Origin of the sequence: Thermogutta sp., from assembly GCF_039793925.1 — a bacterium.
GTDB lineage: Bacteria > Planctomycetota > Planctomycetia > Pirellulales > Thermoguttaceae > Thermogutta.
Map to the genome: position 1 here is coordinate 1 of NZ_JBAMME010000085.1, position 14,299 is coordinate 14,299.

A 14,299-nucleotide genomic window follows, 5' to 3' on the forward strand; every position below is an offset into this window, starting at 1 on the left:
CCCCCGTTTTGCAGTCGATCGCCAAAAGGGAAAAATCCCTAGGAGATCGACTGCACTAAGCGTATAATCTTCCACCTGTCCTGTCAAGTCCCACACATGGAGGGTTTAACACCACCTTCCGTCGAAAATAGTCCACTCCGCCATGTCGTGCCCCCCCTGTAGAGCGGTAGACAGTACGCCCGCAGGCTTCAACCGCTCGACTGTCCCGCTCTCAAAGCTCTCGGCTCGGAGGCATGCCGCGATCGCCTTTTTCGCGGGCGTCGTTTCTTTGCCGCTCCGCAGGTATCGACACCTCGATAGAGCGTTCGCGGAGGGTAATTGGCCAATACAGGCGGAGCTTTGCCGTGTTGCGGGAGGCGCGACAGGCAGGTTCCTCGGAAGGGTCAGGGCACGAGAAGCATGTCCCTCCGCGATCAATGCTGCCGCTCCCCAGGATGCCTGTGGCTTGTTTTGATCTCTGAGCCACCCATCGGCTTGCCAACAACTTAAGCTTGGGCCGGGGTCTTTGACTTGCAGGGCGTTCTTTGTTACCATGATAGAGGGATGGAAGTCTGAACCTCGTTTTCACTGTTCGCCGACGCAGGTTTCGGCTGGGAAGCAGGAGGTCTGTGGAGAGAGGGAGCTTTGGGATCCGGCCGACGCCGACGAGAGGTGAAACGGGACCGTTAGCTTCGGAAGTGCAGGGCAAGAGCCGACAAAGGCGCGACGTTGGGAAATTGGTGTTGGGGGGACCCGGAGCCTGATCCGTTCCGGGGCAGCGGTCTGGCTCGTGACGGTCCGAAGTGCTTCGGTTCCAGGCAGGCGAACTGCCGAGTGTCTCTCTCAGATAGGCGTGTGGCGATGGAAGTCAAATTAGAAGTCGCAAACGGCAAGTACGCGGGAAGGTCCGTTCGGGTGACCGGCCCTAAGTTCTTTATTGGTCGGGGTGAGGATTGCCAGCTTCGTCCGGCCAGCGATTTGGTCAGCCGCCATCACTGTGTCATCATCACCGAAGGTGATTACGTGGCGGTTCGGGACCTGGGCTCCAAAAATGGCACGTACGTTAACGGTCAGCGTGTGCGGACGGAGATGCAACTCCGGGATGGGGATCGCCTTCTGGTAGGCGTGCTGGAGTTCATCGTGCGGCTGGGCGAAGGAGCCAAGGTGAAGCCCAAGGTGGAAACGGTTCGCGAAGCAGCGACACGGGCGGCATCGGCCAGTTCTACGGAGTTCGACGTTGAGCAGTGGCTGAGCGATGAGGAATCTGCCTCCGCGGAGGCCTCTCACGCGGAAACGCGCACGATTCAGATTGACCGGCCCAAGGACGCTGCGGAACCCACACCGGCACCGCACCACAGTCCGGAAAAGCCGATCGATGCGGAAACGCGCCAGGCGCTGGCCAGTCTCTTTGAGGAAGAGAATCAAGGCCAGAGCAGCGACGTTCCGAAGAAACAAGGGGATTCGGGCAAATTTGAGAAGCCCAAGCCCCAGGATACCCGGCAAGCTGCTGCCAACGTATTGAAGGCCTTTTTCCGCAAAACTTGAAGCAAGAGCCTCTCGGGGGTGTCTCGTGGCCGACGAAGCCCGTCACAATCAGGAAAATAAAAAGATCGCCGGTCTGTTGGGGATTGGTCTGGATAATGACGATGGCCAGACCCGAATCACACGTGGGAAAAACTTCGTTCTGTGGGGCGGCAGCAAAGACACCCATGCGGTGATGCAGGAGACGGCCATCAAGGTGAACGAACGTCTCGAGCAGAGCGGGAAGCGACTGGAAGACGTGTCGCTGCGGGAGCTCCGGGACATTATTCATGATGTGACGGAGTCGATTGGTATTAGGCGGCCAGAGTGACTCCGCCACCAACGAGCGACGAGGGTACCCGGCAAAGAGTTCGCCGGGTTATTTTTTGCGCTTTTACGGTCGGGTTTCTGCGTTTTCGGTGCCGTTCTGAAGCGTCTTCAGCCAGGAGTCCCATTCCTGTGCAGTAATTGGGCCCAGTTTTTCCCGCGTCGTGGTGATGGCGTAGTCCACGAGCCGGCGCATAAGCGGGTCGCGGAGGTGGTCGCGTATGGGCCAAAGCTGATTGAGGGTGTCGGCGGCCGCCCGGTACTGTTTTTGCAGCACGTGCACTCCGGCAATTCCGGCCAGGCCGAAGGCCCGAAGTTCCGGTTCCGAATCACCCGTCGCAGCGAGTTCCTGAAACAGCCGCAAAGCTTCGTCGAGGCGATCTTCGCGAAGGTAGATTTGGGCCAAGCGCATTTTCGCCCGGGCGGTCCAGTAAACTTTGTCTGGAAAGTATTCGATCACTGCGCGCCAGGCCTCTTCGGTTCCTAACTGACTGGCGTGGAGCCATTGTCCAAAGATCGTATCGTATTTGGGGACATTGAGGCGTGGTGGAGGGGTCGTTTCTGCGAGGAGGGGAGGCTCATGGATGCGATAGTAACCGAGCAAAAGCCCCACCGCCATTGCGATCGCCCAGAGACCTGCCAGTGCGGCCGCCCAAATCCACCAGCGGTTTCGAGTGGGAGGGGGTCCTGCCTTCATGGCCTCTTCCAGTTGGCGAATGGCCGACGTGCCGAGGACGACCGACCACTCACCAGTTTCCAGATCAGGAAGTTCCTCAGGCCAGCTTTCTCCGACATATTCGGCGTAGATTTTGCGAAGTTCCGCGAGCAGTGCTTTGGGAGAGGCAAATCGCTGACTCGGCTCCTTGGCGAGCATCTGATGGACTACCCGGCAGAGCGCTCGCGGGAGATCCGGCCGCTTGTTTTCCAGGGGCTCGGGCTCCTGGGTGAGGTGCATCACTCCCACGACCATGGCATTGTCGCCCTTAAAGGGTGGCTCGCCGGTCAGCAGTTGATAGCACGTCACGCCGAAGGAATAGATATCACTGCGGATATCCAGGGGTTTGGCCTGGATTTGTTCCGGGCTCATGTACAGGGGCGTGCCCATCGTCATGCCCACGCGGGTGAGCTCCAGGCCCTGCTCGGTCGGTCTGACCCGGGCCAGCCCGAAATCCGCCACTTTGACTTCGAGATTCCGGGTGATGAGAATGTTTTCCGGTTTGATGTCGCGATGGACGATTCCTTCTTCTGCGGCCTTGGCGAGGGCTGCCGTCACCTGCCGCATGATGATGAGGGCTGTTCGCAAGTCGGCCGGACCATTCTTTTGCAGCCATTGCCGAAGGTTGACCCCCGGGACGTACTCCATAGCGATATAGTGGATGTCGTCCTTCGAGCCGACTTCAAAAATCTGCACAATATTAGCGTGGACGAGTTTGGCTGCCGCCTGGGCTTCTCGACGGAACCGCTCCAGATATGTGGTATCACTGGCAAGCTCGGGTCGCAGCACCTTTAGCGCCACCTGCCGGCGCAGGGATATTTGCTCGGCTAGATAGACATCGGCCATCGCCCCCACGCCAAGGCGCCGCAAAATCCGGAAGTCCCCAACGGTCTGCCCGGAAAGGTCTCGCGAAAGTGAGGGAAATCGGGCCACAGCTCATGCCCTTTCGTGTGGCAGAAAGCTTATCGGTTTGCGCCGTCCTCTGCCATCTATTCTACACTGAGGAGGGATTTCACATGCCAAGCAATTCTTTCCGAAAAATCACCAGGATGGCCAGCACACAGACCAGCAGAAAGAGAACTATCAAGCCGACGGCCACCGCGGGGTCTTTCCAGAAGTCTCTGCGACGACGTCTCAGGAGCACGGTCACTGGGACGCTCTCACTAGGAATACTCATGGCTGATTGCGGCGTCGGCATCTCTAAAGAAGAACCAGAAATGATCGGATTGTCAGGCACCGGCCCCGCAAATGGCGCTTCCGTGGGAAGCGCCTGCGCCACCGGAAGGGGCAGCGCCACGCCACGCCGCTGCAATTCAAAAAACAATTGCTGGTCGTACTCTCGCTTGCGGACGGGATCGAGCAAACAGATCCGGGCAGCCGCCAGCTCATTGAGAACCCGCTGGCACACCTCGGCGTATTGTCCTGCCTGGAAACGCCGGACATGACCAATCTGGCGATCCGCCGCATTGATGATCACATCGGGATCACCTTCGAACAGCGGTATTCCCAGGAGCCGATAGTAGTTCGGCGGCTGTTCCTCCGGGGGAATGCCCAGCCATTTGCGGTAGGGATCGAAGGGGGGTTCGTTTTCACTCATTGGCAATGGTGCGACATCCATTCCGCCCGCATCGTCCAAGCTATGGAAGCTCCTTGATGCGGATGTTGCGGAATTCGACTTTCATCGGCGGTCCTGCATGCAACTGGAGGGCGATGATACCTTCTTTGGCGCCCTCGGGACTCTTCTCTTCGTAGTCCACCGTGGTGAAACCATTCAATTGCAAACGAATGCGGGGACCGTCGCAGGTGATGGTGTATTCATTCCAGTCGCCGGGCTTGACGTGCTTCGCTACCTCGTCGGGATTCACATCCGCGAGGATTCCCCGACCCCGCTCTTCGTAAAGGATCCCCATGTAGCGTTTTTCCGCAATGTCCGCCTGATAACCGGCCACGATGAAATCATCCAGTCGTTTGCTGCGAATTTGTACGCCGGAATTGTGGTTTCGCAGGCGGAACTCCAATTTCAGGATGAAGTTTTTGTAGGTTTTTGTGGTGCAGAGGAAGGTGTTATGGGGAGTTTTCGTTTCGTCGGTACTTCCCACAATCACGCCATCCTGAACGGACCAGAATCGGGGATCGCCTTCCCAACCGGCGAGCGTTTTGCCGTCGAAAAGCGGCTGGAAACCTTCTTCCTCCGCTGCCGTGACGCTGGCCGAGCGCAAGCCCAGCAGAGCAATCAACACCACCGGCCAAACCTCGACGCACAGGCTCTTCCTCATGGCAGTTGTCCTCCAAGCAGCAATTGCAGGCGGTTTCACCCTCAGTGGGGTAATCTCCACGGACGGACAAAAAGGCAGGAACTCATACTTTTGCCCAGAATACCATCACCTGCCCACCAACTCAAGCGCCAAGGCGTGATGACGATTCTACCACTGGTGAGAAAGAGTTCGCGGCGGACCCGAGACGTGTGCCACGGCGGTCGAAAGTCATCGTTTTTTCTGCCTACTCTGCTGGGAATTGCCCTGTTGGGCGCCCCTGCATGTCCTCAGTCAAATCAAAAGGAAACAACCCGCGGGGTTCCGTTCGGTCTTTTGTGCTTTACCTTTCAGGCCGCCTGATTTACGATAGGGGTTTACACTCCTAGAAGCAGAATTGGGCTTTTTCCGCAACCCGCGTGGGGTCGGGCGGCAGTTTTGAAAATGCCTGGGGCATCAACGGACAGGCTGTCAATGTCGATGAGTCCAGTGAAAGTTGCCATCATTGGGTTTGGAACGATTGGTTCCGGTGTGGCCAAGCTCCTTTTGGAGCATGGCGATCGGATTTCGCGGCGGGCGGGTCGGCCCATCGAGCTTGTGCGGATCGTGGATAAGGACCTCGTTCGTCCACGCAACGTCAGTGTGCCACGGCAGTTACTGACAGATGATATTGAGAGTGTCATCAAGGATCCCACGATTTCGATCGCGGTGGAACTAATCGGTGGGTTGGAGCCTGCGCGCTCTATCGTGCTGTCCCTTCTGGAACACGGAAAAGATGTGGTCACCGCCAACAAGGCGCTCCTTGCGGAGCACGGTCCCGAGCTTTTCGAAGCTGCCCGCAGGTTGGGCCGATCGATCGCCTTTGAGGCGTCGGTGGCGGGGGGCATTCCGATCATCGCGGCGATTGGGGAAAGTCTGACCGCCAACGAGATTCTTTCCATCCACGCGATTCTCAATGGGACCAGCAACTACATCCTCACCCAGATGGAGGAACAGGGCCAGGAGTATGCAGCAGCGCTGGCCGAAGCGCAACGGCTTGGATATGCGGAAGCCAATCCCGCCATGGACGTAAGCGGCGCAGATGCCGCCCAGAAGCTGGCTATCCTTGCCCAACTGGCTTTCGGAGCGGAGGTCAATTGGAAGGAAATCCCGCGGGTGGGAATCGATACCGTGCAGGCGGCCGACATGCGATACGCTACAGAACTAGGATACCATATCAAACTGCTGGCCGTTGCGGAACGGGTCGATGGAGACCTGGAACTCCACGTCTCGCCGACGCTGGTGAAAAAAGGCACACCGCTGGGCGAGGTTCGTGGCGCGTATAACGCGATCCGCATCGTAGGGGATGCTGTGGGGCGGGTTTTTTTCCACGGTTTGGGTGCCGGCCAGATGCCAACGGCCTCGGCGGTGGTGGCGGATATTATTGACACGGCTGTGGGTCGGGCAGCGATCACCTTCCGCACCTTGCGGCTTTGGTCCAACGAAGGCCCCAAAGTCCGGCTCCGCAATCCCGACGAAAGTAAAAGTCGCTTTTATCTGCGATTCAACGTGCAGGACCGGCCAGGTGTTCTGGCGGAGATTGCTGGAATTTTAGGACGGAACCAAATCTCCATTGCTTCTGTCATCCAGCATGAGACCGAAGAAGAGGCCGAAGGGATCGTTCCCCTGGTGATCATGACTCACGCGGCGGCCGAAGGGCCCATGCGTCGAGCGATGGAACAAATCGATCGACTTCCCGTGGTGCGTCCTGGCAGCGTGTGGATGCGTGTCCGCGATTAGCGCATGCCGCGGGGAGGAGGTATCCGCTTGGTTTTCAGCTCAGTGTCGGGAGGAGCACAACTCAGAGAGAGATTGAAGTCACCATCACGCGGACAACATATCTTTGAATACGATTTTTCCCATGAAATACGCGATCATCATTCCTGACGGTTGTGCTGACGAGCCGCAGGAGGCATTGGGGGGAAGAACTCCCCTGGAAGCCGCCCAAACCCCCACCATGGACGCCATCGCGCGGCAGGGTGTGGTGGGTCTGGCCAATCATGTGCCCCAAGCTCTGCCTGCGGGCTCTGACGTGGCCAATTTAAGCCTGCTGGGGTACGATCCACAGTCCTACTACACGGGGAGGGCCCCGCTGGAAGCGGCGGCTCAGGGAATCGAGCTGGGGCCTAATGACTGGGCCATCCGCTGCAATTTGGTGACGATCATCGACCAGGTGATGCGGGACTTTACAGCGGGCCATATTTCTACGGAGGAAGCCCGGCAGTTGATGGCGGCGCTCCAGGAAAAGTTGGGTTCCGAGCAGTTGCAGTTTTACGCCGGTGTGAGCTACCGAAATCTGCTCATTTATCGCGGAGGGTCGCAACCTGCCCCGTTTTCTCGCGACACATTCACGGTGCCGCCGCACGACCTGACCGATCAAAGCGTGTTGGACGCATATCCACGGGGGCCGGGGAGCGATCTGCTGGCCCGACTCATGGCTGAAAGCGAGGCTGTTCTGGCCCATCATCCTGTTAATCAGGCGCGCAAAAAGGCGGGCAAATTGCCCGCCACGAACATCTGGCTGTGGGGACTGGGCGGAGCTCCGCAACTCCCCCGATTCGAAGAGCGGTACGGCGTCAAAGGTGCGATGATCACCGCCGTGGATCTGCTGCGGGGTCTGGCGACGCTCTTTGGCTGGCCGCGAATCGATGTACCTGGCGCCACGGGCTATATCGACACCGACTACGCGGCCAAAGGGCGCTACGCCGTAGCCGCCCTTGCCGATTATGACCTCGTGTGCGTGCACATTGAGGCCCCCGACGAAGCGAGCCACGAAGGCAGCATCGAGGAGAAGATTCGGGCGATAGAGAATATCGACGAGAAAATTGTTGCTCCGGTGTGGGAGGCCCTCCGCTCGTATGGTGAATACCGCATTATGGTTTCCCCCGACCATCCCACGCCTGTCCGCATCAAAACTCACAGCCACGGATATGTGCCGTTCGCCATAGCCGGGACCGGAATTGAGCCGCAGAAGGCGTCCGGTTATCACGAGAAAGCGGCTGAGCAATCCGGCCTGGTCTTTGAACAGGGTTGGAAGGTGATGGGATATTTTCTCCACGGGGAGGGCCGCTAAGGCGGGTGCTTCTTCGCCGACGTCGCGAATGTGGCAGTTTCCAGGATCGGAAATACTGTGGCACAATCAATCTTCAAACCGCTTCCATCACAAGCGGAAGGAAGATCATCGAGAAGAAATCATCAAACTGCAAGTGAATCGAGGGTGACAGACGATGGCCATTCTGGTGCAGAAGTTCGGTGGGACGAGTGTTGCTGATGCTGAAAAAATTCTCGCGGCAGCCCGGAAGGCGATTCGGGCGCAGAAGCAGGGCTACCAGGTGGTAACGGTGGTCAGCGCCATGGGGCATACTACCGATCACCTGATCGAACTGGCGAGACAAATCAATCCCGATCCACCCGCTCGCGAAATGGACATGCTCCTTTCTACCGGGGAGCAGGTGAGCGTGGCCCTGATGGCGATGGCGATCCACCGCTTGGGACATCGTGCCATCAGTTTTACAGGGGCACAACTGGGAATCCGCACGGACAGCACACACACCAAAGCCCGCATCCGCTCGATCCAGACGGATCGTATCCGGCAGGCGCTGGATGAAGGGTACATCGTGATCGCCGCGGGTTTTCAAGGCGTCACCGACACGGCGGATATCACCACCTTGGGACGCGGTGGGAGCGACACCACGGCAGTGGCCCTGGCCGCCGCTCTGCGCGCGGAAACCTGCGAGATTTACACCGACGTGGACGGCGTTTACACAACGGACCCGCGACTGGTCCCGGAAGCCCGCCGGATGAGCCGCGTCAGTTACGATGAGATGCTGGAATTGGCTACAGCAGGCGCGGGCGTCATGCACAACCGCTCGATTGAATTCGCCAAACGTTTCTCGGTGCCCGTCCATGTGCGGAGCAGCTTCAGCGATATGCCGGGCACGCTCATTTCGTGGATGCCGGAATCGCGGAGTGTTCCGGTGTGTGGCGCGGCCGCCATCCTCAAGGAAGCGCGCGTCACCGTCCGTGGTGTCCCAGATCAGCCGGGCAACGCAGCAGCCATCTTTTCTCGACTGAGTGCCCGGAACATTGCCACCGACATGATCGTTCAAAACGTCGCCGAGGGTGGGCGGGCCGACATTTCCTTCACCGTCTTTCAGGAGGAGCTCCCCGCTGCTCTCCGCGTGGTGGAAGAAACAGCCCGCGAAATCGGAGCCGAAGGTGTCAGTTACGACGAAAACGTGGCCAAGGTGTCGGTGGTGGGCCTTGGAATGGCCAAACAACCGGGCGTCGCCCAGCGAATGTTCCAGGCCCTGGCTGATAAGAACATCAACATCCTCATGATCACCACCAGCGAGATTAAAATTTCTGTGCTTGTGGAACGGGACCGTGCTATCGAAGCCCTGCGGACGGTTCACGCTGCATTTGAGCTGGACAAAGAACCCCCGCAGGCCGAGGAAGAGGCCCGACCAGAGGAGATCACTAATGACCGCGACCGAATTATCGGGCGGCTCCAGGGGATGGAGGATCTTGTGATCGAGTCGATCTGTCTGGATGAAACGCAGGCGTGCGTGACACTCTCCGACATTCCAGATCGCCCGGGGCTGGCCGCCCGCGTCTTCCGTGAGGTCGCGGAGCGTGAAATCGTCGTCGACATGATCGTGCAAAGCGTTGGGCGGGACGGCAAGGCGATGATGAGTTTCACCGTACCGCAGTCGTCCTACGAGGCGGCTCTGGCTGCCTGCCGGCCCTTCTGCCAAGAAATTGGCGCCGCTCTCCCAGCCGGCCGACCCCGCGTGGCCAAGCTCTCCATTCTGGGAACGGGATTGAAGAGCCACATCGATGTCGCCAGTCGGACCTTCAAAACCCTCGCTCAATCGCAGATCAACGTGGAAATGATCAGCACCAGCGAAGTGCGGTTGAACGTGGTGACAGCGGGCGACAAAGGTCGGCAGGCCCTCACCGTCCTGCGTCAGGAATTTGCCGAAGAGCTTGTCGATTTGTGATTTCACCTGGCGCGACCGCGGCGGTCAGAAACGCGAAATAGTGCTCTCTCACAACCGTCTTCCGTCATTGAGGGCAGGCCTCTCTGTCCCTGGGTCATAGTGCATGGCTTTTTCGGTGGGCCTTCTTTTGCGGACACGACGAACGTGTCCCTCCGGGAGGTGTCCGTGCCACGAACTTCCCGAATGAGGCCTGAGTGTTAGTCCAGCCCACTTTTCCCTCATAATGAAATGGGAGAACGCCGGGCCGGGAGGGAAACTTCGCGGTCGATCGACGGATTGTTGGGGGAACGCCAGCGATGAACTCGTGATCAGAATGGGTTAGTAAGAAAATCGGGCGAGATTGAATGTCCGATCCGCTGCGATTGCCTGGAGACAAACACTCGGGAGTCCCGATATGCTTCTGGAAAGAGAAGAATACATCGAGCAGGCGTATTTCTTTCGAGCGCTTCGTGAGCGACTTGATCAGGGTGTTTCCACTCAAGAACTCCTCAAAACAATCAAACAGGAAATCCTTTCCACGACCAAACTTCCCCTGGCGATCGACTTCATGACCACCGAACTCCGCTTCACCGGGGGATTCGCATCGGCCATGGCTAGGCTCAGCCACTATTTCACCCCCTTTCAAGCGTTCGTCATTCACGAAGCGGAACGGGAGGACGGACGCCTGGATTTTCGTGTCGCTCTGGAGATTCTGGAAAAAGAAGCAGAGTACAAAGCAAAAGGCGGGAGTGTTCAGGGTGTGTTCCTTTATCAATTCGAAACCCTCTGCCGCAATCGCCTGGGGTACGACAAGGGGCTGGAAGCGATGGCCGGTGACCCCGTCTACGATGACAACTGGCGGGAATTCATCCTCGATCTCCGCCGGCAAGTGGGGCTTATCGACATTGCGGACATGATCTTCGTGCGGAGTGAGTACTACCGGCAGCTTCGCGGTGATTCCGAAAAACCCGTCCTTTTTGGCGAGAAAGAAGGAAAGATCGCGCTGGCCAATCGGCGAAAGGATCCTCTTTACCTGTTCGCCGCCTTATCTCGGCATCTAGGTTATCCGTCGGTCCCTCGGCCAAAGCGCGAGGAAATGGTGCTTCTCAACTACTACACGCTTCTCCGCCGTGTGGAACGGCTGGAAATGCGGATCAAACTCCTCGAGGAAGAGCAACGCGGCGGAATCGACCTCAGTCAGTTCTACGTCAAGCCGGACGATCAACAGAAGGACAAATCCCGTTGACCTTCTTTCTGCAAGTGCCACCCCAGCGGCCCCATGTTCAGGATAGAGCGACCGAAAGCATCATGGTGTGAATACCCTGAGAATGGCCGGCAAAGAAAGGAGCTTTCGTGCCAAAGGACCGCGTCAGATCATGTTGTGTCGGGAAAAGACCTCCACCGCGGTGGCGCCGGCCTCCAGCTCCCGGCGGGCTTCCGCGCGCTTCTGGACGCGCTGGAGAGCGGCCTCCACCACATCGCCCTCGGCGCCCTGGGGAACAATGCATACCCCTTCGTGATCTCCGAAAACCAAATCACCCGGCCGAATGCGCACATGCCCAATCTGTACCGAGACACGAAAATCCACCACCTTGCCGCGGGTCCGCTGATCCTGGGCGAACGCTCCGCGAGAGAAAATCGGGAAAGCGAGTCGGGCAAGGGCGGCGGTATCGCGGACACAGCCATCCACCACAGCACCGGCCGCCCCCAGCTGCATCGCCCGGACAGTCATCAATTCACTCCACATGGCGAGCTCGTTGCGGCCGCCCGTGGCGACAAAAACCTCCCTCGGACGCAGGTCATCGAGTGCCTCGAGCATCAGGCCGAAAGGTTTGGCAAAAACCGGATTGAGACCGCTGGGCGAAAACGTCTCGTAGCAGTCTGCGAAAAGCACCGGCATCGCCCGACCCACCAACACCATCCGAGGGTCCAGTGGGCGGATACCAATTGGCAAAAACTGGGCGCTGAGCCCGATTTGATCGAGCACCTCTCCCACCACAGCCGTAGAAAGCTCTTGCCGAAAGAGGGCGAAGAGCTGCTCGTCGTTCTTCCACAACTCGTTCATGAAGTTTCTCCGGTGACGAGATCGAGTCCCTTACGCGGACGTTTCGCCAGGGACTCAGTCGCCTCAGTTTCACCTATCAAACATAGTTTGCGCAAATCGGTCAGATTGTCAACTTGTTCATAAGATTTTCGCATGAGCCGGCAACGAACGCCGTACCCGCTTCCCTAAGAGCCGATTTTTCGTTTCTTATCGGAGGTGCCCAATCGGCCGACTACCCCCAAGCCGAGGCAGGGCCCAAGTTCATCTGGTAAAAATACTGCGGACTATAAAAACTCTGGTGCTGTCGCTTTTCGGAAGGAACTTCCTTATACTAATCTATGCTTTTGCGAGCGAACGCAGACAAACCGATGACAAGTGCGATGCGGGAGCGCATTGATTTTCGGGGCGAAGAAAGAAGTGCCGTCCATCTCGTCTTGACGTAACGTGTCAGGGAAGCAACGTGTATAGCCTGTGGAGAGAATAAGTCTGACAAACAGGGTTTGTTGTACCCTCTGGTTTAAAAGGGAAAGAAAGGAGTTGCGTCATGAGGTCGTGGAATCTGTTCAGAACTTTTCTGGCTGCAACATGCGGCCTACTGTTGTCGTTGCCAGGCCAGCTTGTGGCTCAGCAACAGCCGGTCTCACCTAGTCTGGAGGTCAAGCCGGTTGTGGTGGTCAGCTTTTCTGGAATTGACCGGCTGTTTGAGGATGTTGAGTATCTGGGCAAAGTGGCGGGCGTGGAGGGCCTGGCAGACAATCTGAAAAACGTTCTGGCGGCTCAAACTGGCGAGGCGGGCGTCCCCGGCGTGGATGCCACGCGTCCGTGTGGTGTCGTCGTCCAGACCGACGGCTTTCAATTCCTGGTGACCGGCTACGTTCCCGTCACGGATTTTGACAAGACCCGGGAGTGGCTGAAAAGCAAAGAGGTTGAACTGAAACAGGATGGCGATATTTGGTCGGCAGATCTTCCCAACGGCCAGACGGTGTTCGTCTCACACAAGAACAAATGGGCCGTCATTGCTCTGGATAAGCAGGTGTTTTCGCAGATCGGCGATAATCCCCCGCCCGCCCTCACGGAGCTTTCCAGCGACCACGATCTTGGTATTGTGGTGTACATGGCCAATATTCCCCCCATGTTCAAACAGCTTGGGCTTTCAATGATCCAGCAGGGGATGGATATGGCCCTCCAGCAGCAGGCCAAAGAAACCGGCCAGGACGTCACCGAGCAGCGGAAAATGATGCAGCAGTCTTTCCAGCAAGTGCAGGTGATGCTGGATGAAATCGATACTGTGACCGTGGGATTGACGGTGAATAGTCCCAGGGCCGCCGTGTCGCTGGTGTTCACGGTTGTTCCTCGACCGGGAACCGAGTATGCCCGGAGCATTCGTCAGAATCGGGACCTGAAGACTCGCCTGAGCGGCTTCGTGCTTCCAGATTCCACGTTTATGCTGCGGGAGACGGCACGTCCTAGCCCGCGAGATATTGAGCAATTTAAAACGATGACCATTCCGAATTATAAAAAGCTCTTCACCAAAGCATTAGACGAAGAAAAAACTTTGGGTAAAAAGGAAAAGCGACTGGCAACAGACCTTGTCGATGCGCTACTGGATGCTGTGGGAGCCACAATCGATAAGGGCACGCTCGATCTGGCTTTCTCGGCTCAATTGAGTGATCAGCAACTGAGCATGCTCTTCGGGATGATGTTGGAAAATGCCACCAAGGTGGAGGACGCATTCCTTAATTTGCTCAAGGAAGCTGCGAAAAACGACCCAGACGTGAAAGAGCACTTCCACGTCAATGCAACCGAATACAAAGGCTTCCGCTTCCACGTTCTCGACCTGTCAGTGAGTGACATGAAGGATATTCCCGAGGCCATGCGCCAGATGTTGAGAGAAGACGTCGCCTTTGTCCTCGCTTCTTCCGATCATGCCTTTGCGATGGCTTTCGCTCCCAAAGCGGTTGATCTGCTCAAAAAGGCCATCGATCAGATGGATAGCGAATCCAGCGTGTCGAAACTGCTTGACATGTATATCGCCCTGAATCCTCTTCTGAAGTTCATCAGCGTGGTGGCAGAAGAACAGGAGACCCGCGAGCAGGTACAGCAATTGTTGCCGCTTGTGAGCGAAAAGGACCGTGTCACTCTGACTACCAGCATCGAGGCGGAGAAGGCTACCATCCAATTCGGTATTGACGAGGGCGTGGTGAAGCTCCTCATCAACATGGCCATGACCCTCCAGCGCAAGGCCGCCGAGGGTGCTCTGCCACTTCCGGTTCCATCGGCCAATGAGTGAGGTCGACACGCACTTTTGCCAGCATAACGGCGGGGGAGTGATCGCCATCCCTCGGTGCGGCTACGATTCGCCGCTGTTGTATCAAGAGTGACGCAACCGCGGCTTGTCGGTCGGTGAGAAGCTGTCAGAACAAAAACAGGGACGACCGGT

11 protein-coding genes are annotated in these 14,299 nt (G+C 57.6%); 7 read left to right on the forward strand and 4 right to left on the reverse strand.

Translation table 11 applies throughout. The annotated features are described in order from the left end of the window. The first annotated feature begins 840 nt into the window (after positions 1-840). Both ABJK56_RS02950 and ABJK56_RS02955 read left to right on the forward strand, forming a co-directional pair. Positions 841-1,524: an FHA domain-containing protein gene (locus ABJK56_RS02950; RefSeq protein WP_347243173.1), complete on the forward strand. Its 684-nt coding sequence runs from the start codon at positions 841-843 to the stop codon at positions 1,522-1,524. A 25-nt stretch (positions 1,525-1,549) separates the two neighbouring features. Further along, positions 1,550-1,831 carry a hypothetical protein gene (locus ABJK56_RS02955; protein WP_347243174.1) on the forward strand — a complete coding sequence of 94 codons (282 nt, stop codon included), beginning with the start codon at positions 1,550-1,552 and terminating at the stop codon, positions 1,829-1,831. A gap of 63 nt (positions 1,832-1,894) precedes the next feature. On the opposite strand, the gene ABJK56_RS02960 is transcribed toward ABJK56_RS02955, so the two are convergent. The 3 genes from ABJK56_RS02960 to ABJK56_RS02970 all read right to left on the reverse strand — a co-directional run bounded on the left by ABJK56_RS02960 (position 1,895) and on the right by ABJK56_RS02970 (position 4,818). Further along, positions 1,895-3,412: a serine/threonine-protein kinase gene (locus tag ABJK56_RS02960; RefSeq protein WP_347243175.1), complete on the reverse strand. Its 1,518-nt coding sequence runs from the start codon at positions 3,410-3,412 to the stop codon at positions 1,895-1,897. A 142-nt stretch (positions 3,413-3,554) separates the two neighbouring features. After that, entirely contained in the window at positions 3,555-4,139 is a 585-nt protein-coding gene (locus ABJK56_RS02965) for a hypothetical protein (RefSeq protein ID WP_347243176.1), read from the reverse strand. 40 nt (positions 4,140-4,179) lie between these two features. Next, positions 4,180-4,818 carry a DUF1080 domain-containing protein gene (locus ABJK56_RS02970; protein ID WP_347243177.1) on the reverse strand — a complete coding sequence of 213 codons (639 nt, stop codon included), beginning with the start codon at positions 4,816-4,818 and terminating at the stop codon, positions 4,180-4,182. A 456-nt stretch (positions 4,819-5,274) separates the two neighbouring features. Here ABJK56_RS02970 and ABJK56_RS02975 point away from each other — a divergent pair, with 456 nt between their 5' ends. The 4 genes from ABJK56_RS02975 to ABJK56_RS02990 all read left to right on the forward strand — a co-directional run bounded on the left by ABJK56_RS02975 (position 5,275) and on the right by ABJK56_RS02990 (position 11,061). Continuing rightward, the gene (locus ABJK56_RS02975) at positions 5,275-6,573 is read left to right on the forward strand and encodes a homoserine dehydrogenase (RefSeq protein WP_347243225.1); all 1,299 of its coding nucleotides are present in this window, start codon (positions 5,275-5,277) and stop codon (positions 6,571-6,573) included. A gap of 121 nt (positions 6,574-6,694) precedes the next feature. Next, positions 6,695-7,906, forward strand: coding sequence for a cofactor-independent phosphoglycerate mutase (locus tag ABJK56_RS02980; protein WP_347243178.1), 1,212 nt, complete (start codon positions 6,695-6,697; stop codon positions 7,904-7,906). Positions 7,907-8,060: 154 nt separating this feature from the next. Further along, positions 8,061-9,836 carry an aspartate kinase gene (locus ABJK56_RS02985; RefSeq protein WP_347243179.1) on the forward strand — a complete coding sequence of 592 codons (1,776 nt, stop codon included), beginning with the start codon at positions 8,061-8,063 and terminating at the stop codon, positions 9,834-9,836. A gap of 394 nt (positions 9,837-10,230) precedes the next feature. Further along, a complete protein-coding gene (locus ABJK56_RS02990) occupies positions 10,231-11,061 on the forward strand; it encodes a hypothetical protein (RefSeq protein WP_347243180.1) in 831 nt (276 codons plus the stop codon). Between the two features lie 123 nt (positions 11,062-11,184). Here the strand turns inward: ABJK56_RS02990 and ABJK56_RS02995 are convergent, their stop codons facing one another. After that, positions 11,185-11,880, reverse strand: a complete 696-nt coding sequence (locus ABJK56_RS02995; protein WP_347243181.1) for an RraA family protein — start codon at positions 11,878-11,880, stop codon at positions 11,185-11,187. A gap of 523 nt (positions 11,881-12,403) precedes the next feature. On the opposite strand from ABJK56_RS02995, the gene ABJK56_RS03000 reads away from it, so the two are divergent. Then, complete coding sequence (locus ABJK56_RS03000; RefSeq protein WP_347243182.1) at positions 12,404-14,149, forward strand: hypothetical protein; 1,746 nt, start codon at positions 12,404-12,406, stop codon at positions 14,147-14,149. Positions 14,150-14,299 lie beyond the last annotated feature (150 nt).